Origin of the sequence: Chryseobacterium aquifrigidense (assembly GCF_006716485.1) — a bacterium.
GTDB lineage: Bacteria > Bacteroidota > Bacteroidia > Flavobacteriales > Weeksellaceae > Chryseobacterium > Chryseobacterium vietnamense.
On the sequence record NZ_VFPD01000001.1, the window covers coordinates 2,708,830 to 2,730,906 of the forward strand.

The window sequence follows — 22,077 nt, forward strand, 5'->3', positions numbered from 1 at the left end:
ATTAAATATCAACACTTTAATCAGATTTTATTTTCAACGGAATACCATTGGCATCATGATCTGAAAACATAGAAATGGACTTAAAGACTTTAAACAGAATCGACAAGCTCAGAAGATTAAAAAGCAAAGGCCCGGCAACTCCGAAATGGCTGAAGCCTTATCATATGCTCTTTCTGGCTTTTTTAACCATTTTCATCTTTGGTGCTATCATCAAAGTGCTGGAACATAATCACCATTAATATATAATACGATGAACTATTTGCAAGCCGTAAAGGAAATCACTGATGTGGTTCCTGATTTTGAAAAAGAAGTAAAAGAAATTAAAATTCAAAACTCATACAGCATTATCCGGACTTTTACAGAACGTATAAAAAATATGATCCGCCAGAATGACAGAAATCTGCTGTTCAGAAGTTTACAGAAAATGGACAAAATATACTCAGACGGAGATACAATATTAAAAAATGCTATTGAAACCACTTTTATCTATTCTCTGGACAATTGTACCGCTTTCTGCAGTGAAGAATACAGAAAAGTGATTTTTAGTCATATTTCTGACAACCTTCAGAAGGTGTATTCAAGACAAATTTACAGTCACGGCATATAAAGGTTTTATTACATTTTTCATCCGTTTCATTACAAAGTGTTTAAATTAAACAAAAATCAAAATAACTCACAATCAGTAGATTATGAAAAATAAAATCAGAAAAATTTCAGATTGGAGAACCTGGAAAACCACCACAAACAGGCACAATACAGAGATATTACTCACTCACATCGCTGTGATCGTAGGAGTTTTTATTTTTGCAGCCTGTCTTTAAATTTTGGTATACATTTCGCTGCAATAAAAAGTGTTTGAAAAATTCTTAATTATGATGAAAGTACAAATGCAAACTATTAATCAAAAAATAGCTGTTGAATACTTAAAATTTTTCTATCCGCCACTTCGCAATGAGATCACACAATTGTCTGTACAGGACAATTTCGCTGGGGTCATGCAGGCTACCGTGAATTATCTGAAGAACCTGTTGCAGGAATCTAAGATCAATATCATTGCCCATCATATCAAGCTGATGGACTGGATCTACAGAAACGGAAATTCTTATGTAAGAACCATGATTGAAAACCTTTTTGTAAGATCTTTCGAAAGTTTTAAAAAACATGCAAAAATCCAACATTGGAAACTTCTTTACCAATATATGCCTGTAAGCTTCCAGATCATTTATAATGAGCAGCAGAAGCAGGATCAGATGTATTTTGGAAAATAAATTAAACCCAAAAGGTGAAAGGTAATCCTATATTTACCTTTCACCTTATTAACTATAAAATCACTTTTTATTTCGTTTCACCCATATCTGTGAAACTTCTTTTTTATAAAAATATACCCATGAAATACTCTTTTTATGCCCTGATGATGGCATTATCATTGATCTCGTGTGAAAACAACGATAATACAATTGATGATCCAAGACCTGTTGATAAAGAGGTTTACTCGTTTCAATTTAAAAGCTATACTGTAAAAAATACAGTTTTGTATAAAGGATCAAACGGAGAAAAATCTGCACCGGACGAATCTTACCTTACCGGTTACTGGAGCTTATACCAGGAACCTGCCTGGAAAAAAATAACCCTTGACCTTAAAAACAAGACGATAAAATTATTCTCAGAAACCTCAACTACAGATTTCACCTATAGTTTTACCATCGTTAATGACTCTGTACTGATCAAAGAGAATAACAATAATAAGCCAACTTACATTGGCGATTTTCATAAAAATACTTCTTCATTCACTTTAAAAAGAACGTACAGATACGTAAAAAAAATTCCCCGGAATGATCAGGATGCACTACTGATTACAAAAAGTGCCCATTTTGGAACAACCCAATACGAAAATATTTTTGGAAATATATTTACCACTCCTTCTGAAATGATAAAAGGAGGTGATCAGGTTTTATGGACCAACATTGAATATTCTTACAAAGAATGATTGTTATCTGTGATTATTCAAAAAACAAATCCCCGGAACTTCATATTTCCGGGGATTTGTTTTATCATCAATGAAAAGTTTTTATTTCTTCACAAATACTTTCTCGATGGTCTGCGACTCTTCATTACTCAGTTTTGAGGCTTTCCCCAGTTTGGCAATAAAACTATTTACTTCTTCCGGTGTGGCAGGTGATCCCAGATTTTCTCCTTTAGCATCAAAAGAATCTGCCAATACTTCTCCCTTTGGATTTAGAATCACCCAGAAAGGAAGTCCAGCATTTTCACCTTTATATTTATTCATCAGCTCTTGTCCGCCCGGATTTTCAAGGCTTTTCTTGTCACCTCTCTCCTGAACGTCTACGTATGCCGTGACAAATCTTTTATCAAAAATAGGTTTGGTTTCAGGAAGATCCATATTTTTCTCCATCATTTTGCACCATTTGCACCATGAAGCATGGAACACCAGTAAAACATTTTTCTTTCCTGCTTTAGCTTCTGTGAAAGCCTTATTCAATACGACATCTGCTTTTTCCTGCGCTGCTCCCAACTGAAACAGTAACAAGGTTACAACGATAATAATTTTAGTGTATTTCATTCTGAATTTTTATTTTAAATCTACACGAATTTAGGTATTTAATCGTTACTTATTTTATTTAACTTTAAATATTAATACAAATAATGAGCTATAATATTTTTTGTTGTTTTCTGTTCACTTTTAGCATGATCAAGTTCAATGCTCAGGTTTCTGATGCCGTTAAAAAAACAGCAAAACCTTTAGAGAATATTTCTTATGCTGAGTCATCTCATATCGGAGCCGGAGGAGAACAAAGTAAAATTTATAATCAATTTAAAAAAGTTTCCAAAATAGCAACTAATGACGAACTGTATTATTTTGCGATGAATGGGAGCAATGCATTAAAATTATATTCTGGGAAAGAATTGTTTAAAAGAAATGATAAGAGATTTTTAGACGTCTATACATTTTACTCCAAAAAACCTTTAAAAATGGAGTATGTTTTAGGCTGTACCATAGACAGTAAAAATATTGCTGAATTTTTAAAAGATGAAGTATCTGCAGCTCCACAATATATTTCGTTGCGGGATCAGTTATTAAAAAATAATAAACGGGATGAAGTAGTGAAAACCCAACTCAGACAAATTAAAGAAATGGGCTATGGTAAGCTTACGGAAGAAGATGTCAGATTAGTAAAGAATGATTTGGAAAAAATTGATCAAAAGCAAAACTGAGTTACTTGGTAGAGCAAATAGATTTAAATCTTCAATTCAGTTACATTAATCTTTAACAAGTTTAAAATGATAGAAATAAAAAAATATTCTCATCAGCCAGGGCATCCTGAACCACGAAGAGTCATCAGATACACGCTATTCTGGTGTCATCAGGGAAGTGCCGAAATTTTGATTGACGAAAATATTTTCACCCTGAAACCCAGTCACGTCGTAACCATTACTTCAGGACAGTTTCATCAGTTAAAATCAGTGGAAGGAGAGCTTACTGCCTTAGAATTTACCCTGGATTTTTTCTGTAAAAGTGACAGCGATATTGAACTTATTTTTCACAACGGTCTCTTTTGTCATTTTGGGATGAATGAAATGATCACTATACAAAATCCTGCATTTTTTACTGAAACTCTGAATACGATTGAAAGAGAAATTCAGGAACAGCCTTATCAGTATCTGATCTCTACACATTCTCTGGTAGAGTTACTATTGGTGGAAATCAACCGCAGTAAAATTGCCAATGGCGATGAAATCTGGAAACCGGATGCTTTATTTTTAAAGTTCCTTGAAAGTGTAAGGGCAAATTTTAAAAACAATTATCAGGTCTCCCATTTTGCAGATATTCTCGGAGCTACTGAAGCCAAACTGAATGAAGTTTCAAAGCTTCATACCAACAAAACCGCTCAGAATGTGATCTACAGCCTGACCATTTCCGAAGCCAAAAGACTTCTACTCTACGAAAAACTTACCATAAAAGAAATTGCCTACCAGCTTGGCTTTAATGATCCTTTCTATTTTTCAAACTTCTTCAAAAAACATACTTCCCGTTCTCCCAAAGACTATCAGAAAGCAGTAAAGGAAATTTAAAAGAAGTCAGAATTGAGATCAGCACAAAGTTAGGGCCAGGCAAAAAAATGTACTAATCCGTTGATGAAGCAATATGGCTATGCTGTTGCTTAGAAAGAATCAATGAAATTGATTCCTCCTTTGCCTCCTTAAAAATATAAAATCAACTTCTTAAAACTTTGTATCTGAATTACATCCCGAATCGGTTTAAAAGTTGGAGAAAAATGTCAACATCCTAAATTATCTACAGCATTTGAGGCTCATCCAGCATTGTTTTATATATCATCACTTCCATCTTTCCTGCTAAATATTACATTCTTTTTCCGGAATTGTCTATTCTTTTGGCAACCGCTTTCGTTGAACTTTGTACAATAATTAAGACCTAAAAATTATGCGTATGAAAACTCAACAGGATACTGCGATATTCTTACTAAGAATTACTTTGGCTTTTGGATTTTTATCTGCCGTGGCAAGCAGGCTGAACCTTTGGGGAGCACAATCTTCCGGCTGGAAAAAATTTGTCGATTACACTGCTGAGACCAATTCATTTTTACCCCATTCGTGGGCGTCTGCCATTGCAATAGTTTCAACAGCAGCTGAACTTTCAATAGGCATTTTGCTTCTGCTGGGATATCAGATAAAAAAGACATCCTTTTGTGCTTCTGTTCTTACTTTATTATTTGCCGTTGCAATGAGTATTTCTTACGGAATTAAAGAACCTTTGGATTATTCAGTTTTTGTATTCAGTGCCGGCGCATTTCTTCTAAGTACATTTCCACGTTACTCATGGAGTTTAGACCATTTTTACATCGATAACAATTAAAATTTATATATTATGAACACCAACATCCACGATTACATCGTAAAAACAGAACAGAAAGAATGGCAGCCTTTAATTGAAAAAGGGATTCATTATGAAGGTATTTCTGTAAAATCTTTGAAATTTGATCCTGAAAAAAACCGTTCCACCAGTATTCTTTTAAAATTTGAACCGGGAGCCAGCTATCCTTATCACAATCATCCTGCCGGTGAAGAATTGTTTATCATAGAAGGTAATGCGACTATTGCAGGAGCTCAGCTTGAAAAAGGAGATTATCTGTATACTCCGCCCAATTTTAAACATTCTGTGAAATCAGAGCTTGGCTGTACCATTCTTTTTGTGGTACCGGAGGAAGTAGAAATTCTTTAAATGGATGACAAACCAAAGAGGTTGTCTCAAAAGTGTCAATCTGAATGAAATACAATGTAATGAAGAATCCCATTTGTTTGATCATCAATAAGATTCTTCCTACTTCAGAATGACAAAGTCAGGTAATCTGACTTTTGAGACAGCCTCTACCGTAATTAAAAAACAGGATGAACTTATTTCAAAGCTGTTTTCCCCGGTGATATCGGTTTGAAATTAATTAATGTTTTTTTCTTTCTCACCATATCTACCAAAGTCTGTACTGAAAAAGTGAGAATAATATATAACAGGATAAGCACGCATACATAACCAATTTCATGTTGTCTGTATCCGAAAATCCCTTTCCCCCATGAAATCAGAATCCATTGGATCATGTACATTGAGGTTAAATTTTTGCTGCAGTATTTCAGAACACGCATAAAGCCATTGTCTTTAACGTTGGCTGTAACTGTATTAATCAGCCATAAAAACAGCAAAGTCCAGCCTGCAAAATAAATAACGCCTCCTGGACCCATATGATAAAAACCATTGTAATGATAATCTCCATATAGAAAGACCAACGGAGCTCCTATGGCAATAAACAAAAGCCCGACATAGAGCATATTTCTGAATATCTGTTTGATATTATAGTTCAGTTCCTGAAACCATTTCCCGAAAAACATTCCGATGATAATAAAAGCCATCCATGGGAAAACCGGGAAATAAACATATGCCGGATAATCAGTATTGAAAAGTAAATCCAGCACATAGTTGATCACAGGGTAATCCAGATTAATTCCGCTTACCTCTCTTGATATTAATGCAACGAATAAACCAATAGCCAGTATGATATATTTATTCTTCACATACGCTCTGATCAATCCGACAAACAATAAAGACATTCCCGCAAGCTGTAAAATATCTCCCAGCTGTACCAGATACACATACTGCTGTTCTATAGGCGCGTGCCATCCGTATTTTTGAATAAAATTATCGGGAGCAAAATTAAAAATCACAGGAATCATAAACTTCATAAAGTTCATAAACAGGCCCGCAAATACGAGTAAAACACCCCGTTTTAAAGCACTTTTAAGACTTTGATGGCTGGAAGTCATGAAGGTAATTCCCATACAGATCAGAAAGATAGACGTTCCTCTTCCGAGAAAAACAATAAAACTGCCGATAGCGGTTTCATATTGTGATTTTACATTGGCATACACCAATAAGGTATGTATAATGATCATCCCGATGACACTTATACCTTTTATCAGATCCAGAGTAAGGATTCTTTTGTTTTGTTGTTCCATAGTTTTTAGTGGAAATTGTGGATTAGATAGATAAAATTGTATTCATTTAGTAATTTTTCAAAACTGTATTTTTATTTATTCTAAATAAAAATCAAATATACAAATTAAAACCACTTCTTATATTGTATTCAATAATTTTCATAAAATACTAATAATTAAATATTTACTTCGAAATTAAAGAACGATGAGGATAAATATTTCTTCATACACAATCACCTAATTTTATCCTGATATCGTCCGAAAAATGAAACACTTAATACGCTATCCCTGAAACAAAAAACTCTTCCAGACGGAAGAGTTTCATTACCATTATCATAATTCTGACAGTTCTGATGATCAGATTTGTATTACAAACTGTAAAGTCATCAGAGACAACCTTTAAAAATTACAGGCCCGAACCAAGCATCTTTATCCAGATAGGTTGATAGACAGGATTTTTAATTCCTTCCACGTGATATGGATTAGAAGGTGCACGCTTATTTGTTCGCTGGATCATAGGCTGATCTAGAGCAAAAACATTCTCTGCAGGAATATGAAGTTCTTTACAGATTTCTGCCAGCTCTGTTGCAGCAGCTTCTTTCACATGGTAGGTTGCAAAAACATTTTGGGGTGATGTTACCAGTTTTTGAGAGTACCAGCCTGCAATTTTTTTCGTTTTGGAATCACTGTAATCCCAGCCTCCAGAAAAGCTGATAATTCTTGCTACAGACTCGTGCTGGGCAATAAATTCAGCCATACCTCCGCCCTGGGATTGCCCTACAATGGCAATTTTGCTCCAAATGGGCTTGCCTGTGCTCTGATTCAGATATTGAGACCATGCCCCTTCTTTATCATTTTTCGACAAATACTGTAAAAGTTTTGTCAGACGAGGTATAATGGCATCCTGATACTGATCCGGAATAGGCAGAAAAGTATGATCACCATAGATACGTTTTCTGCGGAATTCCGCAGCACAGTCAACATTTTTACTCAAATAATCCCCTTTACAAACCTGCGAAACCCCAGGCGTACTCATAAAAGAGAGTGCTATAATTCTATATCCCTGGTCCAATGCTGTTTTAAAAAAGCTCTGAGGAACATGATCAGTTGATCCTCCGGTTCCTGTAAGCCATAACAACACTTTATTGTTTTTAATGGCCTCGTCATAAATTACACTATGCGCACTGTCCCAATTCTTTACCGAAGGGTCAGCTTCACTGGGTTTCACCTTGAGTATTTTATATGCTGAAAAATCAATAGCCGGACTTACCTGTTGTGCTGCCAGGTTTGCGGACAAACTTATCATAATCAACAAAATACACAGTATCATGGTGGATAATGAGGTCTTTTTTTCCATTTGTATTTAAAATTAAATTAAACAATTAAACTCTATAAATTAGTTAAAAATCAGATCCCAGGATAAAATCTACGCCCATTTGAGCATGCAGTAATGTGGTATTGAATACCGGTATCTTCAGATCATTTTGCCCTATAATAAGGGGAAATTCTGTACATCCCAATATAATGCCTTCAGCACCGTTTGATTCCAGAATTGCAACCTGATCCAATATGTATTTTTTTGTTTCAGGTTTTAAAATACCAAGAGACAGTTCTTTTTGTATAATGGTGTGAAGCTTTTCTCTGTCTTCCTTTTGATCAGGTACCATCATATCAATATCATATTTATCTTTTAGGATTTTCGCAATAAATGGCTCCTCCATGGTAAATATTGTCCCAATAAGCCCAACCTTACAGAGCCCTTTCTTCCGGACTGCATTGCCTATAGCATCTCCAATGTGGAGTATGGGAATCATGCTATGCGGCTGTACATCATGATACACTTTATGGGGCGTATTGGCACAAAACATTACTGCAGATGCGCCGGCTTTATATAATTGGTCACAGGCTTCAATCAGCATTATTGCAATGGTATCCCAACGATCCGCTTTTTGTAATTGATGCATATTATACTGGTCAAGATTTAATAATACAAGTGGGGGATTTGTGTTATTACCAAAATGTTCATTGATGCTTTGGTTCAAGTACGTATAATATTCCAAGGTTGAGTGCCAGGAAAGACCTCCGATAAGACCTAATTTCCGCAACATAGGATGGTGCAGCTCCTGTTGAAACTTTTTCGGATAATCTGTAGAACTTGTATTATAACTTGTCATGAATCTGATGTTTATTAGTGGAACGGTATTTAATCCTATTTGCTAATAAAATACAGATCAGTTCATATGATCAATAGGCCTTGACAACTCCTGATGATATAAGTTTACTATAGCAAAGTCGAAATACCGCAATTAACTTTTACAAAATATTGTTGATATGGAGGTTATTCCTTAACAATATTGAGAAAAAAAACGGAGAGCTGCGCAACAACACCCTACAACATATATACGTCTTTTATATCTATACTAAAAAAAACTATTCATATACATTCACCATAAGCCTGCCCGACATCGGTTTTTTGGTTAATAGTTTCTTGTTGTTAAAATATCCCTATTGAAATGCATGAAAATTAACTATTTCTGCCGGAGCAGAATTTCGGTATTGAACAGAAGTCAGCAGGCCGCATACGCTATTGCACGTCCACCAATACATCTACAATCAATAACCAGAGAACACAAAATATTTCATTATTTAAATCACTTTAATGTGGTTTAATATATTCGTATTTTTCATTAAAATCATGCATTTTACTAATAAAAAATGCATGCATTATACAGCCATGTACACAAATGATGTATTTATGTTGCATATGCAACTTTACTACACTACTCCAATATATATTACATTTACACACGTAGTCCGGTTCTATTGATACAAAGAAAAAAAAATTATTAAATTAACATGTTATGAAAAAAAATCTATTACTCGCAGGCTTGCTTACCACCTTTTCCCTGGTAGCAAAATCACAAGTGGGGATCCATACATCTAATCCTCAGGGAGTATTTAACATTGACGGATTAAAAAATAATCCGACAACGGGAGTGCCTACAGCAGTTCAGGCTGCAGATGATCTGGTGATGACTTCTAATGGTAATCTGGGACTGGGGCTTACCACTCCCGGTACTACACTGGATGTGAAAGGGGCTATTACCAACCGTGAAACTGTTTTAGCTGTAGCAGGAAATGCTGTTACTATTCCGGCTAATGTGAGTTTGGTAAGACTTACCGGAGCTGCTACAGCCAACGTCGCCATTTCTGCATTTGCTGCTCCTAATCCCGGACAGCGTCTTATTGTATACAACGGTACCACAGGCGGATTTGGAGCTACACTGGATGTTGTTACTATTCCTAATAATACAGCAATGGAATTTGTTTTTACTAATTCATTCTGGAGACCTACGGATGGGGGGATGCTAGTAGCTGGCCCCACTAACATTTATACCGCAAACGGAACTCTTGCAGGAAACAGAGTTGTAACTACTGCCGGAAATTCTCTTTCTTTCACCAATGGTTCCAATAACGTGTACGTTGGAACAACGGGTACTGAAGGGACTGTAAAAGCAACCGGCTCTTCAAGAGGATCATTTGTTGCAACTGGTGGTGGTGCTGCTCTAAACATGTATGTAGATAATAATGCAATGGCCCAGATTACCACAACAGGAACCAATACCGGTATGGATATAGGTGCCACCACAGCAGATCCTGTAAATATTATTACCAATAACACGCAAAGAGTTACTGTAACCAGTACCGGAAATGTGGGAATAGGAACCAATGCCCCTGCGACAAAACTCGATATTAATGGAAATATGAGAATAGGAACAACTACTGGCTCTAGTAGCTCTAACAATGTCTCGACTTTGGTAAGAGATAATACAACAGGAGAAGTAAAAATAGCAATGTCAACTACCGGAAATCGGTCACCCATAAATATGATCAATTACACACTTTCCAACGTTAATGGTGATTATATTAGTGACTATGATACCAAAATAAATATAGCAGAATATACAGTGATAGTGGTGGGTATTTACTTTAGCCAACTTTTAAAAGTTGTAAGCCCCGAGACCCCCCAACCCTACTTCGCCCCTTTTAATGTAATTGCTTTTGAACAAAATTCTACCTGGCATCTTAATGCCGACTATCCAAACACTGCTTCGTCTTCTAATGGCACTTGGGTTATTAACTGTCTTGTAATCAATAATAGTCTAATTAAAATTCTAACAAATGTAAATCAGGACTTAGGAGGAAGCAATATAGGAGCCGCAGCAGCACAACCCTCAGGATTATAAAAATTCAGATCTTAATCCTGATATTTTATAGTTATTAGGCAAAAAACAAAAAAACCGGAACTGAAAGATTTTGTTCCGGTTCTTTATTACAGATTCCTAATTACCAGCTTATAGATATTCTTTTCAACATTTCTAAGGCTCAGAAATAGATCTGAAGAAACGGTACAGATCAGTTTCGCTTTCCAGATTCAGTTTTTTCCGTATCCTGTACTTTTTTGTCTGGACAGATCTGTGCTCCATTGAGATAGACTGAGCAATCTCTTTTGACGAAAAGCCAAGCCATATCAATGCACAAAAAGCTAAATCCGACCTGGATAGATTGGAATTTATTTTTAACAGCTCTTCGCATAACTCCGGATAGGTTTCCTGAAATTTAGGAAAAAAACAATCTTTTTTTCTTTGGCAAGCAGAACGATAATTTCATAATTTTCATTGAGTTTTCTTTTTAAGTCTTTAGTTTCATTTCCAATTTCAAAAATTATTTTTTCGCTTTCCGCAAGCATCTTTTTCTTTTTTCTTATGCGCAGATAAAAGTAAATGGTAAGTAAAGTAATCAACAGTATCACGATACCGCCATACCACAAAGTAGTATTATTTTGATTTTTAAACTGAACCTTTTCACTTTCCCTGTCTTGATTCAGTCTGTTGATAGAAAGATCTACAGCCTGATTCTGGTTAGCATTCAGACTGTCCTGCAATGAAATTGCTTTGTTCAGGTATTCATTTTCTTTATCAGCATTACCCACTTTTTTGTAAAGCACAGACAGTTCCTTATAATTGTCGAGAATAAGTTTTGGCCTGTTGACCTGTTTTGCAAGCTTCACTGACATATTAAGTGTATTGATGGCCTGATCATTTTTCCCAAGGCTGTGCAGAAATAATCCATACTTATGTAAAACACCAGCTCTCTGGAATTTGTCATACTTGAAATTTCCGGTCTCTAAAAGCACAAAAGCATTTTGAAAGTAATATTGAGCGGAATCCGGCCTCACTTCAGATAACGTGTAGTATTGTGCTATATTAGCTACATCAAGAGGGTACGCTTCAATTTTTACAGCTTTACGAAGATATATTATGGCAGAATCCGGTTGGTTTACCTTGTAGAAGTAATCAGATCTGTTTGAATAGACATAGCGTAAAAACAAGCGGCAATCACGATGATCTTTTCGCAGCTTCAGACCGTAATTCATAGCTTTGGAACTGTATTCCAAAGCCAGCTTGCTCACATCCATCTTACTGTAAAGCTGGGCATACTCCTGATTTATCCTGCCTAAAAGAAAATTATTTTTACTGTTTTTAACCAGATCTTCTGCTTTGTTTAAGTATTCTAACCCTTTTTTTACATCGCCCCCAAATACAAACCGGTTGGCAATATTGACATATCCCATTGCCTCTCCTTCACGGTAACCGATCCGGATTGCTTCTTTTATGACTCCTTTATTCCAACGGATAAGATCATCATCAGATATTCTTGTCCGAAGCGCTTTGTTTGTTTTTATCAGTAAAGTATCAATATTCCTTTCTGTATAGTGTTGTGAAAATAATTCCGAACACCATAGTATAAAGAAAACCAAAAGTATTTTATTCATAGTTAAAAAAAAACATAATCACAAATTGTTAATTAAGATAAAAAACACTGATAGCAACCTGATAAAATAATCATGATAAGGATATCCTGTCAATATTTCCAATTTGGAAAAATACAGGCATTACAGGAAGAATAAGAGCAACGAATCCCTACCTGTTAAATTTATTGTTCTGCAAATACAATTACTCCTTTTTTGAACATTATTTAATATCGAAAAGATCAGTCATTCGCTTTTCTTTATACCCGCAAGGTTAAAAAAAACACAAAAAAATGCACAAAAATGCACAAAAACAACATACAGCATATATACATCATGGCCTACAAGCTTTTCAAAACAAGAGCTTTAAACATATTACAGACCTTCCGCAACAGCTATGACAATGATTAATTTTCCATCTGACAGCAAAAAAACTGAAATGAATTAGCGCATGTCACAGGGCAGTTGTAAGACTATTAACTTAAATTGCCTGTTTATTAATTTTAAGGGCAACCATATCCATCATGATCAATTTTATCCACTATCATGCTTTGAAATGATATTTATAAAGGAATCTTCATTTCAGACCTTATTCTAATCTGATAAAAACAATAAAGGCAAATACAAACGAATGCACCTTTCTTTAACTCACTTGACTGAGGTTTAATTTATTAATGATTTTCCCGCATATCGCTTATTTTTTCAACAAAAACAAACAAATGCTGTATATATGATATACCTATGTTATACCTATGATAAGTGTACATTATCCTTTCCAAGCTCCAACAAGCATTAATTTTGCCGCCCAATCAATAGTAAAATAATAGGTATCACTTTGAGATATGTTCATTACTATTATTATAACTGTTGATATAAGGAAATATTAATTAATACATATTATGAAAAAAAACTTATTACTGGCAGGCTTGCTTACCACCTTTTCGCTGGTGGTAAAATCGCAGGTGGGTATTAATACTGCAACTCCCACTGCAACTCTTGATGTGAATGCTAAAAACAGTACCGGCACAGGTACAGCAGTAGAAGGACTGCTTATTCCCAGAGTAGACAGGCAAAAAGCTCAGAGTATGGCAGGAGTTCCGGTATCGACCCTGATCTATGTCAACAATATTGCTACAGGAACTACTACAGGCACTGCTGTAAATATTGATACCGTTGGCTATTACTATTATAATGGTACCGTATGGACAAAGCTGAGCATTCCTGTTAATATTTATAATGCAGACGGGACCCTTACCGGAAACAGAACCGTAACACAGGGAGCCAATACTTTAGCATTCACAGGGACAAAAACCAATGCATTTTCTGTGAATGGGAAAAATTTTTCTGTAGATGCAGCAAATAGCAGAGTTGGAATCGGTACCATAGCTCCTGCTTCTTCCCTGTCTGTGCAAAACAGTTCAGGAGCTACAAACAGTACCATTTCTGCAGGAATTGAAAATTGTGGTGCTGCATGTCTGCAAGGAATAGCAAGAAATATTACCCTTTATAATTTAAACAGCACCGGTGGGCAGTTTGCTGAGCTCGGGTTTATTCCGTCAACATCTGAAACAGGACTTTCCGGGGCCAGCATTTCAGGAATTGACCGTGATGCTGCCAACAGCTATGCAGGCTTACAGTTTTCCACCAGAAATGCAACAGACTATGCTCCAAGGCTGACGATCAAATCCTCAGGAAATGTGGGTATCGGTACAACGAGCCCTACCAATAAACTTCAGATTGAATCCACCACAAGCGGAGCTTTGAAAATCGTAGATGGTACCCAGGGTACAGATAAGGTATTAACATCCGATGCCAGCGGAGTGGCAACATGGAAAGCTTTGCCGGCAGCACCTGCATCTGCCAATATTTATAACACAGACGGTTCTTTAACAGGAAACCGTACCGTTACACAGGGAACCAATACCCTTACCTTTACAGGAACACAAACCAATGCATTTTCTGTAAATGGGAAAAATTTTTCTGTAGATGCGGCAAATAGCAGAGTGGGAATCGGTACCATAGCTCCTGCTTCTTCTCTGTCTGTCCAAAACAGTCCGGGAGCTACTACCAATACCATTTCTGCTGGAATTGAAAATTGCGGAGCTCCATGTTCACAAGGAATATCAAGAAATATTACTTTGTATAATTTAAATGGCTCCGGCGGGCAGTTTGCTGAGCTCGGGTTTATTCCGTCAACATCTGAAACGGGGCTTTCCGGGGCCAGTATTTCAGGAATTGACCGTGATGCTGCCAACAGCTACGCAGGTTTACAGTTCTCCACCAGAAATGCAACAGACTATGCCCCAAGGCTGACGATCAAATCCTCAGGAAATGTGGGTATTGCCACAACTACTCCCAGTACTACCCTGGATGTGAATGGAAATGCAAGAGTTCGAAATCTGGCTACCTTAACCAGCTCTACGATTTCAGCGGTATATGCTGATGAAAATGGAGTTTTGGGTAAATCCAACGTTAGTCCACAGTCTCAGGTATCTTTTTATACAAGTAGCAACCCAATGTACAATAATGCGACAAGTTATAATTCAGGAGCAGTTCAAACGGTTTCTATACAATCCTCTGACTCAACATTGAATACCATAGGAACAACAGTTCCCGCTAATGGCGCTGTTGCGATAAGTCAGGCAGGTACTTATATGCTGTCCGGATTTATAAGTCCTTCCCTGGGAATGAATAATGACGGAGACGGCTATGCGTATGTAGCAGTTAATCTTGATATCAGCACTGATGGAGGAGCATCATGGAATACTGTAGCCGGGGGACGCCCCATGTTTCCAAGAGTTGTTGTTACTACCCCGAGATCTTATAACTTTTCTATATCACCTGTGATCAAATTTTTAAATTCCGGGGACCTGATCAGAATTACTTTTTACAGAACCAAGGATTCAGCAGGCACCCTACAAGGGGCTTCTATGAATGCAGCAGGTATTGCTAGTTTTTATGGCGCACCTTCGTATTCTCTTAGTATTAATAAGTTATAATCATCAATCCACAAAAAAATAAAGAAGAGGTTGCCTGAAAATTCCGACAGCCTCTATTTTAATTCAGTACAATGTTTCTTTGGCTGATGGTGTTTATGGAAACATTTAATTTAAAACTTTATTGGCATTTCACTTTTACTCCATGGATATGTGGTTTAATTTTTCAACGCTTTTCCAGGATATTATTCAATTTATTAATACATAATACAGGGATAATATACAACAGTTGTATATATGCTGTAGGTGTTATATATACTACAAACCTCATCAGGCGTTATCTTTGCCACCCTTTAATAACTACCATAACCACCCGATATAAAATATAAGATCCTCAGCTCTGTTTTAGAGCAATAAACACAAAGAAGAAATTAATTATTATACAATGAAAAAAAACTTATTTCTGGCAGGCTTGCTTACCACTTTTTCGCTGGTGGCAAAGTCACAGGTAGGTCTTAATACTCCTACTCCTGCCGCAACTCTTGACGTGACCGCTAAAAACAGCACAGGTACAGGCTCAGCAGTAGAAGGACTGCTTATTCCCAGAGTAGACAGGCAAAAAGCTCAGAGTATGGCCGGAGTTCCGGTATCCACCCTGATCTATGTCAACAATATTGCTACAGGAACTACTACAGGTACTGCTGTAAATATTGATACCGTTGGCTATTATTATTATAATGGTACCGTATGGACAAAGCTGGCCAACCCCGTTAATATTTATAATACAGACGGTACCCTTACCGGAAACAGAACCGTAACACAGGGAGCCAATACCTTAGCATTCACAGGGACAAAAACCAATGCATTTTCTGTGAACGGGAAAAACTTTTCCGTAGATGCGGCAAATAGCAGAGTGGGAATCGGTACCATAGCTCCTGCTTCTTCTCTGTCTGTCCAAAACAGTCCGGGAGCGACAACAAGTACCATTTCTGCAGGAATTGAAAATTGTGGTGCTGCATGTCTGCAAGGAATAGCAAGAAATATTACCCTTTATAATTTAAACAGCACCGGTGGGCAGTTTGCTGAGCTCGGGTTTATTCCGTCAACATCTGAAACAGGACTTTCCGGGGCCAGCATTTCAGGAATTGACCGTGATGCTGCCAACAGCTATGCCGGGTTACAGTTCTCCACCAGAAATGCGACAGACTATGCTCCAAGGCTGACGATCAAATCCTCAGGAAATGTGGGTATCGGTACAACGAGCCCTACCAATAAACTTCAGATTGAATCCACCACAAGCGGAGCTTTGAAAATCGTAGATGGTACCCAGGGTACAGATAAGGTGCTAACATCTGATGCCAGCGGAGTGGCAACATGGAAAGCTTTGCCGGCAGCACCTGCATCTGCCAATATTTATAACACAGACGGTTCTTTAACAGGAAACCGTACCGTTACACAGGGAGCCAATACCCTGGCCTTTACAGGAACACAGACCAATGCATTTTCTGTAGACGGAAATACGTTATCAGTGGATGCTGCCAACGGCCTTGTAGGCCTTGGTACCACAACCCCTGATACGAAACTTACCATCAGTACGCCTGATAGCAGCTTTGGATTAAATCATACCAATGGTACAGTTAACTTAAAAACGTATATCGGAGGAGGGGCAGCTACCGTGGGAACCACTACAGCTAATGATCTGAGGCTGATGACCAATAACACCCAAAAAATGACTGTTACTTCAAGTGGAAATGTAGGAATAGGAACAACAACACCCAATACTAAGCTGACCGTTAGTACAGCTGATAATAGCTTTGGTATCACCCATACCAATGGTACAGTTAGTCTGGAAACTTATATCGGAGGAGGATCAGGCTATGTGGGAACCACTACTTCAAATACCCTGAATCTGATGACCAATAACAGTCCCAAAATGACCATTACCCCTACAGGAAATGTAGGCGTAGGAACCAATACTCCGGACAGTTCGGCTTTGCTTGACCTTAATACCAGCAATAAAGGACTTTTACTTCCCAGAGTATCCCTGTCATCCACATCCGATACCACCACTGTCCCTTCCCCGGCTACCGGACTTCTGGTGTATAACAACAATACTGCCATGTCACCTCAGGGAGAAGGAATTTACTATAACGGAGGAACAAGCGCTGCACCGGACTGGGGAAAAATTGGGCCTGTTTCAAAAATGTATTTCAAGTATTATATGCTTACGAATCCTAACGGAGATTTTGTAGGTAATTTTGACACTAAAATACCAGTAGATAGGTATACGGCTATTGTGGTGGGATTTGATACTAATCATCACGCTACTATCAGTTCCGGCTTTAAAAATGCCTATGGCACTTACGATTTTCAGTCGCCCGATATCTATACTTTCCAACAAAACGGGACATGGAGAATTCATGCAGACGTTCCTAATGCAAATACTACAGCTGGAAGTGCATTTACGTGGGGGATCAGATTGCTGATCATCTCCAATGAACAAATGACCACACTGGATACTTCCAATTATAACCTTGGAGGCAATATTACGGGCGCTGCGGCAGCTTCACCTGTTCCATAGCAGCAAAGAATAAAACAAATAATCCTACTGAAAAAAATCCTCTTCAATAAGTATTTTGAAGAGGATTTTTTATCTATCTAAAAAAAACCTTGAATATGAATTATAAAAACACAGCTTTTTGAGATTCAAACATGAAAATAAAAAAGGCATAACAGATTAATTATTTCACCCAAAAAGGATAAAAAAAAGTAAAAAAATAATAAATAACACCAATTTGATGTATGTAAGATGTATGTGCAATATATACATGATGCATGTTTGCTGTAGGTGTAAAATATACTACATCTTCAATAAGCTGTAGTTTTGTTTTATAAAACTTGAATCAGAAAAAGAACAACAAGTTGATTAAAGTTGATCATATAACAATTACACCAAATTTTTATTATACAACGATCAAATACAACAGATTAAAACTATTAGCCTATTGCTCTATTAAATATAAAAACATATGGATGCTCTGTAGCTATTATAGAGTTCCTGACAAAAAGGTCTCAGTCTAATTTAAACTCAATTACCATATATTATGAAAAGAAATTTATTACTAGCTGGTTTACTTACCACCTTTTCCCTGGTAGCAAAATCACAAGTGGGGATCAATACAACTAATCCTCAGGGAGTATTTAACATTGACGGATTAAAAAATAATCCAACAACGGGAGTGCCTACAGCAGTTCAGGCTGCAGATGATCTGGTGATGACTTCTAATGGTAATCTGGGACTGGGGCTTACCGCTCCCGGTACCACACTGGATGTGAAAGGGGCTATTACCAACCGTGAAACTGCTTTAGCTGTAGCGGGGAATGCCGTTACTATTCCGGCTAATGTGAGTTTGGTAAGACTTACCGGAGCTGCTACAGCCAATGTCGCCATTTCTGCATTTGCTGCTCCTAATCCCGGACAGCGCCTTATTGTCTACAATAATACCACAGGTGGATTTGGTGCTACGCTGGATGGGACTACCGTTCCTAACGGCAAAGCGCTGGAATTTATTTTCAGTAATTCATTCTGGAGATCTACGGATGGCGGATCTGCAGGAGCTACCCCGGTAAATCTCTATACTGCAGACGGTACTCTTGCAGGAAACAGAGTTGTAACTACTGCCGGAAATTCTCTTTCTTTCACCAATGGTTCCAATAACGTGTACGTTGGAACAACGGGTACTGAAGGGACTGTAAAAGCAACCGGCTCTTCAAGAGGATCATTTATTGCAACTGGTGGTGCTGCTGCTCTAAACATGTATGTAGATAATAATGCAAAGGCACAGATTACCACAACAGGAACCAATACCGGTATGGATATAGGTGCCGCCACAGCAGATCCTGTAAGTATTATTACCAATAACACGCAAAGAGTTATTGTAACCAGTACCGGAAATGTAGGAGTAAATGTTGTGACCCCCGATCCTTCTGCTATACTGGATCTTAATGGGATCAACAGGGGACTTCTATTGCCCCGGGTATTTTTGGGTTCAATAACAGATGCTACTAACGTACCAACTCCAGCTACTGGCCTTATGGTCTATAATTATAACACAGCATTAACTCCTTATGGCCAGGGAATTTATTATAATTCAGGAACTTCGGCAGCACCAAACTGGGACAAGCTATCCCCTCAGAAAAGCGATTTCATTTTATCTGCAGTGGTGTTTTCTGCTGCAACAAGTCCCGTAGACCAGGCAGCAACAGGAACCGCACCAACACCAGTAGTTGTAGATAATGTAAATATTGGATTAACTACCACTGTCACAGTTCCGCCTAATTCTACTGCTAAGATATTAATGACCTACAATGTTCCTATGGGTACTTATCCTGCAGGAGCTACCAGTGGTAACACTAATGTGAATGGATATTTTGGTATTCGTTTTCTTAAAGATGGAGTAGAAGCACAGGAAGGTTCTCGAAAATATGCTATTCCTTATGCAAGTGCAGGTTCGCATATGATGAGTGTAACGGGGAATTTCACGGAGACTATAGTTAATAATGGCTCATCCCCTCTTAACATCGTATATACTCTGAATGGCTATGTGGAAAGTACAGAAACAGCCGTGAGGTTTAATATGTGGGCATCCTCAGGAGATAATTTTAACTGGGGTAAGGGATCTCTTACAGGAACTGTCTTTGTAAAGCCTAATTAGAAAGATTAATAATTACTATATAGATCTTTTGAGGGAAACTTCAAAAGATCTTTTTATTTTATAGAATCAATAAATACAGTATTTTACACTTTATTGACGTATCTCTTTAATTAATTTCTGAGATTAATTATTAACAAAGGGTTCCTTATGGATAGCCCTTCGACGGGCTCAGGGTGACAACCCGGATACCAACCGAAATTTTTAAACATTGTCAGGCTGAGCCTTTCTATGCTGTGATGACTCAATAATTGATAGGTCTATAACTTTACATAAGGGCATTTGATGATACTTTTGGGGACAAATTTATATCAGATCCCTTTAATGGCAAAAAGCAGCTATAATTGGATTACAACCAATATAACTTTATTAATTATCTACCAGAGATTTAAGGAATTGATAGAGATCTACATCTGATCCGAGGTTGAGTTTTTTTCTCAATCTGCCTTTCTTTATCTGCACGGATCTGTGCTGCATAAAAGTAAACTCAGCAATGTCCTTAGAAGAGAATCCTAACCAAATTAAAGCACAGAATGCAAGATTATCTTTGGTTAAATCCGGATTGATTGCCAGTAGTTTTTGAGAAACATTAGGATAAACTTCATGAAATTTTTCCAAAAAACTGATATCATTATTTTTAGCCAATTGAATTAAATCTTCATGCACCCCTGAAATTCTTTTCTCCAATATTTTAGTTTCATCTTCTTTTCTGGAAATTATTTCCTTGCTTTCCAATATCAGTTTCTTTTTTTTATTATTCTGATAATATAAATAAGCCAGTAATATCAAACCTAAAGAAACTACAATACTGATATAAATGAGTATCTTTTTTTTGAGTGTTTTATTTTCTTCTGTTTTTTCCTTTTCTATTGTTTTTATAGAGAGCTCTGCCCCTTTGGTTTGTGAGTTTTCCAGGCTGTCTTTTAGTTTTATATAATGCTCCAGATATTCTTTTTCCTTTTCTACATTACCAGAGTTTTTATAGCATTCTATTAAAAGCTTATATATATTTTTAGAGTGCTCAATAGTTGTTAATTTTTTATTGTATTCCAGAGCCTTATCTAAGTATAGTATTGCCTTTTCATAATTTTTTTCTTTAAAAAAATATTGTGCATAATAGTAATAAAAAACAGATATCTGATAGCTATTAGGTTCGTGCTTATTTTTGCTTATTATATCCACTCCCTGATCCAGATAGGTTTTAGCCTCATGCTGGCTGGGTTGATATTCAATATAATGATTAGCAATTTGAGAGGTAGTGCTTAAGCTTTCATACAATAGAGATGATTGCTTTAGATAATAGAGCGCTGAATCCAGGTCTTTTTTCTCATAAAGAAGATTGGCACGTAAAGTATAAACGTAAGATAAAAACTTCCCTTTTCTATCTTTATCCTCAATTTTATTTCCATAATAGCCTCCTTTAGAATTATACTTCAGACCTGTATCGTACAGTTTCAGGATATAATAAGCCTGAGAATATTCCTGATAGAGCTTGGCAATGGTAAAAAAATCAATCTCACTTTCATTTTTATGCCATATGCTTTCTGCTATATTGAGATTTTTTATACTTTCTTCTGCATTTCCTAAATTCCAGTTTTGATTGGCAATATTAATGTGAGCCCAAATTATTCCTCTTGCATAATTTTCTTTTTTCATTTTTTCCAACATCTCCTTATTCCAAAGAATAATTTTTTCTCTGGGAATATTGTTTTTCCCCATTTCTTTAGGTTTATTCAAAAGAATGGAGTCATACGCTTTATATTTAGTAGTTTGGGAAAACAGCAGTACAGATGAGAAAAAAAGCCCAACTGTGAATAAAAACTGAAATAAGTATTTAAAGTATTTCATTGAATGCTAAAATAAAAATATTTTCATAAAAAATATTAAATTAATTAAATATAAACATATTTTACCGATTAAATATGTGTATAATCAAATTATTTTACTCAATTTATTGAGGGTGAGAAATCTCCTGAAATGCTATAAATAGCATAAGGATTAGAAATTACAGCAAAAAAAGATAAGCCGGTATAAAAAACCGCTTTAAACATTCGTTTAAAGCGGTTTTAAATTATTTATTATGTATATTAAAACA

General features: G+C 36.6%; 20 protein-coding genes. 13 read left to right on the forward strand and 7 right to left on the reverse strand.

Translation table 11 applies throughout. The annotated features are described in order from the left end of the window. Positions 1-74 precede the first annotated feature (74 nt). The 5 genes from FB551_RS23280 to FB551_RS12095 all read left to right on the forward strand — a co-directional run bounded on the left by FB551_RS23280 (position 75) and on the right by FB551_RS12095 (position 1,987). Positions 75-239, forward strand: a complete 165-nt coding sequence (locus FB551_RS23280; RefSeq protein ID WP_167497848.1) for a hypothetical protein — start codon at positions 75-77, stop codon at positions 237-239. Between the two features lie 11 nt (positions 240-250). After that, entirely contained in the window at positions 251-607 is a 357-nt protein-coding gene (locus FB551_RS12085; RefSeq protein WP_047434373.1) for a DUF7674 family protein, read from the forward strand. A gap of 82 nt (positions 608-689) precedes the next feature. Beyond that, positions 690-821, forward strand: a complete 132-nt coding sequence (locus tag FB551_RS23595) for a hypothetical protein (protein ID WP_262711497.1) — start codon at positions 690-692, stop codon at positions 819-821. A gap of 51 nt (positions 822-872) precedes the next feature. Then, a complete protein-coding gene (locus FB551_RS12090; protein WP_047434374.1) occupies positions 873-1,268 on the forward strand; it encodes a DUF7674 family protein in 396 nt (131 codons plus the stop codon). A 119-nt stretch (positions 1,269-1,387) separates the two neighbouring features. Next, the gene (locus FB551_RS12095; RefSeq protein WP_142017700.1) at positions 1,388-1,987 is read left to right on the forward strand and encodes a hypothetical protein; all 600 of its coding nucleotides are present in this window, start codon (positions 1,388-1,390) and stop codon (positions 1,985-1,987) included. A gap of 81 nt (positions 1,988-2,068) precedes the next feature. On the opposite strand, the gene FB551_RS12100 is transcribed toward FB551_RS12095, so the two are convergent. Then, on the reverse strand, positions 2,069-2,581 hold the full coding sequence (locus FB551_RS12100; protein WP_047434379.1) for a thioredoxin family protein: 513 nt from the start codon (positions 2,579-2,581) through the stop codon (positions 2,069-2,071). 125 nt (positions 2,582-2,706) lie between these two features. On the opposite strand from FB551_RS12100, the gene FB551_RS12105 reads away from it, so the two are divergent. The 4 genes from FB551_RS12105 (at position 2,707) to FB551_RS12120 (ending at position 5,260) form a co-directional block, all read left to right on the forward strand. Beyond that, the gene (locus tag FB551_RS12105) at positions 2,707-3,234 is read left to right on the forward strand and encodes a hypothetical protein (protein ID WP_142017701.1); all 528 of its coding nucleotides are present in this window, start codon (positions 2,707-2,709) and stop codon (positions 3,232-3,234) included. A 66-nt stretch (positions 3,235-3,300) separates the two neighbouring features. Continuing rightward, positions 3,301-4,092 carry a helix-turn-helix domain-containing protein gene (locus FB551_RS12110; protein ID WP_142017702.1) on the forward strand — a complete coding sequence of 264 codons (792 nt, stop codon included), beginning with the start codon at positions 3,301-3,303 and terminating at the stop codon, positions 4,090-4,092. Between the two features lie 376 nt (positions 4,093-4,468). Further along, positions 4,469-4,894 (forward strand): DoxX family membrane protein, encoded by a 426-nt coding sequence (locus FB551_RS12115; RefSeq protein WP_142017703.1) that lies wholly within the window; start codon positions 4,469-4,471, stop codon positions 4,892-4,894. A 12-nt stretch (positions 4,895-4,906) separates the two neighbouring features. Further along, positions 4,907-5,260, forward strand: a complete 354-nt coding sequence (locus FB551_RS12120; protein WP_047434386.1) for a cupin domain-containing protein — start codon at positions 4,907-4,909, stop codon at positions 5,258-5,260. A 173-nt stretch (positions 5,261-5,433) separates the two neighbouring features. On the opposite strand, the gene FB551_RS12125 is transcribed toward FB551_RS12120, so the two are convergent. The 3 genes from FB551_RS12125 to FB551_RS12135 form a co-directional block, all read right to left on the reverse strand. Beyond that, the gene (locus FB551_RS12125; protein ID WP_142017704.1) at positions 5,434-6,543 is read right to left on the reverse strand and encodes a heparan-alpha-glucosaminide N-acetyltransferase domain-containing protein; all 1,110 of its coding nucleotides are present in this window, start codon (positions 6,541-6,543) and stop codon (positions 5,434-5,436) included. Positions 6,544-6,928: 385 nt separating this feature from the next. After that, positions 6,929-7,879, reverse strand: a complete 951-nt coding sequence (locus FB551_RS12130) for a BPSS1187 family protein (RefSeq protein WP_142017705.1) — start codon at positions 7,877-7,879, stop codon at positions 6,929-6,931. 43 nt (positions 7,880-7,922) lie between these two features. Continuing rightward, positions 7,923-8,696: an aspartate/glutamate racemase family protein gene (locus tag FB551_RS12135; protein ID WP_142017706.1), complete on the reverse strand. Its 774-nt coding sequence runs from the start codon at positions 8,694-8,696 to the stop codon at positions 7,923-7,925. 687 nt (positions 8,697-9,383) lie between these two features. Between FB551_RS12135 and FB551_RS12140 the strand changes: the two genes are divergently transcribed. Then, the gene (locus tag FB551_RS12140; RefSeq protein ID WP_142017707.1) at positions 9,384-10,769 is read left to right on the forward strand and encodes an autotransporter outer membrane beta-barrel domain-containing protein; all 1,386 of its coding nucleotides are present in this window, start codon (positions 9,384-9,386) and stop codon (positions 10,767-10,769) included. Positions 10,770-10,901: 132 nt separating this feature from the next. On the opposite strand, the gene FB551_RS23670 is transcribed toward FB551_RS12140, so the two are convergent. After that, positions 10,902-11,108, reverse strand: coding sequence for a helix-turn-helix transcriptional regulator (locus FB551_RS23670; RefSeq protein ID WP_142018107.1), 207 nt, complete (start codon positions 11,106-11,108; stop codon positions 10,902-10,904). After that, entirely contained in the window at positions 11,102-12,358 is a 1,257-nt protein-coding gene (locus FB551_RS12150; protein ID WP_142017708.1) for a tetratricopeptide repeat protein, read from the reverse strand. The genes FB551_RS23670 and FB551_RS12150 overlap by 7 nt, the downstream gene beginning before the upstream one ends. Positions 12,359-13,233: 875 nt before the next feature. Here FB551_RS12150 and FB551_RS12155 point away from each other — a divergent pair. The 3 genes from FB551_RS12155 to FB551_RS12165 all read left to right on the forward strand — a co-directional run bounded on the left by FB551_RS12155 (position 13,234) and on the right by FB551_RS12165 (position 19,985). Beyond that, positions 13,234-15,333 carry a hypothetical protein gene (locus tag FB551_RS12155; protein ID WP_142017709.1) on the forward strand — a complete coding sequence of 700 codons (2,100 nt, stop codon included), beginning with the start codon at positions 13,234-13,236 and terminating at the stop codon, positions 15,331-15,333. A 382-nt stretch (positions 15,334-15,715) separates the two neighbouring features. Continuing rightward, the gene (locus FB551_RS12160) at positions 15,716-17,851 is read left to right on the forward strand and encodes a hypothetical protein (protein ID WP_142017710.1); all 2,136 of its coding nucleotides are present in this window, start codon (positions 15,716-15,718) and stop codon (positions 17,849-17,851) included. Between the two features lie 523 nt (positions 17,852-18,374). Beyond that, entirely contained in the window at positions 18,375-19,985 is a 1,611-nt protein-coding gene (locus tag FB551_RS12165; protein WP_142017711.1) for a hypothetical protein, read from the forward strand. A gap of 366 nt (positions 19,986-20,351) precedes the next feature. On the opposite strand, the gene FB551_RS12170 is transcribed toward FB551_RS12165, so the two are convergent. After that, positions 20,352-21,830 carry a helix-turn-helix domain-containing protein gene (locus FB551_RS12170; RefSeq protein WP_142017712.1) on the reverse strand — a complete coding sequence of 493 codons (1,479 nt, stop codon included), beginning with the start codon at positions 21,828-21,830 and terminating at the stop codon, positions 20,352-20,354. Positions 21,831-22,077 lie beyond the last annotated feature (247 nt).